This window comes from Phytoactinopolyspora endophytica, assembly GCF_004138495.1.
Lineage (GTDB): Bacteria > Actinomycetota > Actinomycetes > Jiangellales > Jiangellaceae > Phytoactinopolyspora > Phytoactinopolyspora endophytica.
In genome coordinates, this window is the sequence record NZ_ML142849.1 from 119,645 (window position 1) to 121,676 (window position 2,032).

General features: G+C 68.6%; 3 protein-coding genes. All 3 read left to right on the plus strand.

The features are described 5' to 3' along the window. Positions 1-47 precede the first annotated feature (47 nt). Positions 48-677 carry a response regulator gene (locus tag ELR45_RS00555; protein ID WP_129663378.1) on the plus strand — a complete coding sequence of 210 codons (630 nt, stop codon included), beginning with the start codon at positions 48-50 and terminating at the stop codon, positions 675-677. Positions 678-862: 185 nt separating this feature from the next. Next, positions 863-1,210 carry a hypothetical protein gene (locus ELR45_RS00560; protein WP_240759034.1) on the plus strand — a complete coding sequence of 116 codons (348 nt, stop codon included), beginning with the start codon at positions 863-865 and terminating at the stop codon, positions 1,208-1,210. A 62-nt stretch (positions 1,211-1,272) separates the two neighbouring features. Further along, positions 1,273-2,032, plus strand: a 760-nt coding sequence (locus ELR45_RS40205; RefSeq protein ID WP_240759035.1) for a hypothetical protein, incomplete at its 3' end; no start/stop codon positions are given.

Genomic DNA, 2,032 nt, shown 5'->3' on the forward strand with positions numbered 1-2,032 from the left:
TGAACGCTGACCAGCCCACCCGGGTACTGATCGTGGACGATCAGGCGATGGTCCGGCAGGGCTTCGGTGCGCTGCTCAATGCCCAGACCGACATCGACGTGGTGGGCGACGCGGCCGACGGCGCCGCCGGTGTGGACGCCAGCCGCCGTCTGGAGCCCGACGTCGTCCTCATGGACGTACGGATGCCGGTGCTCGACGGCTTGGAGGCCACTCGCCGCATTCTCCGCGCGCCCGGCGCACGGCACCCACGGGTGGTGATGCTGACCACGTTCGACCTCGACGACTATGTCTACGAAGCGCTCCGTGCCGGTGCGAGCGGATTCCTGCTCAAAGATGCACCGGCAGACGATCTGGTGCGAGCCGTGCGGGTGGTCGCCGCCGGCGATGCCCTGCTGGCACCGTCGATCACCCGCACCCTCATCGCCGACTTCGCCCGTCGTCCGGCGGCCGATCGACCCCGCCCGGAGCGCCTGCGGGTCCTGACGACCCGGGAGACCGAGGTGCTCAAGCTGATCGCCTCGGGCATGTCCAACCGCGAGATCGCCGAGGCCCTCGTGCTCGCCGAACAGACCGTCAAGACCCACGTCGGGCGGATCCTCACCAAGCTCGACCTGCGCGACCGGGCCCAGGCCGTCGTGCTCGCCTACGAGAACGGGCTAGTCCAGCCCGGAGGATAGCCCTCACCGGGCCGTGGCGCGGAAATCTCCACCTGGCGTATGCGTACCGACGGCGTGCATCGTCTTAAGAAAGGTCCTGCCCGAATTCGGGCAGATTCTTGGCTGATACCTGTGTCACGCGGCATGGTTGATGTCTAAGACATCAACGTGGCCCGGCTTCTGTCGCCTGGGCACGGTGAAAGACGGTGGAGATGGGACTGATCGAGGTGGAACGGATCGCAGCACCCCGGGCCACACGGGTATCGGGCGGAGCCGGCCCGGTCGACGCAGATCTCGTCGACGCAGATCTCGTCGACCAGGTGGCCGCCACCACAGGGCTCCCGGCGGGGCAGGCTGAGAGGGTCGTCGCGGACGTCATCGCCTACTTCTCTCTCACGGTCGAGGAGTTCGTGCGCCGGCGCCACCACGAGCTCCAGCTCCACGGCGCACGCAACGACGCGATATTCGAGCGCATCCGCGCTGAGCTCGGGCACCGGCCCGTCCGGGCTCCCGACCTGTCCACCCGCCAGCTGCGCCGCATCGTCTACGGGTGAACGAGCAACGCGACGCACAAGAGACATGATCCAGTCGGACACGAGGCAACGGAGCGATATTCATGTGTGGAATCGTCGGATATGTGGGCACGAAGCCCGCGGCGCCCATCCTGATCGACGGGCTCGCCCGGCTGGAGTACCGGGGCTATGACTCGGCGGGTGTAGCCGCCCTCGGCCCCTCCGGCCTACGCGTACACCGCGACACTGGACGGGTCAGGGATCTCGAGGCGTCGCTGCCGAAACGGTTCGCGGGCAAGCTCGGCGTCGGACACACCCGCTGGGCCACCCACGGCGCACCCACGCCGGAGAACGCCCACCCGCACGTAAGCGAGGACGGCCGGGTGGCGGTCGTACACAACGGCATCATCGACAACGCCGCGGCCCTGCGTGCGATCCTCGAGTCCGACGGGGTCAAGCTCACCTCCGAGACCGACACCGAGATCCTCGCCCATCTCATCGCCCGGACCGTCTCGTCGCTGACCACCGGTGACGGAACAGGCGACGCGGACGGTCGCGCCGTCCCCCGCACCGGCAACGGAACCCTCGAGGACGCAGTGCTCACTGCACTCGACCAGGTGGAGGGGACGTACGGCATCGCGGTCGCCTCCGCTGACCATCCGGATCGGATCGTCGTCGCCCGCAATGGGAGCCCGATCATCCTGGGCGTCGGCGACCGGGAGATGCACGTCGCCAGCGACGCGGCCGCACTGGTCCGATACACCCGGCAGATCGTGCACCTCGACGACGGCGAGCTGGCCACCGTCCGCGCCGACGGCTACCAGACCTTCACCAGGCACGCCCGCACCACCAAGACCGCCATCA

Excerpts from the sequence above, each read along its gene's own strand:
- ELR45_RS00555 (WP_129663378.1), top strand. The coding sequence starts at position 48 with ATGGTCCGGCAGGGCTTCGGTGCGCTGCTCAATGCCCAGACCGACATC.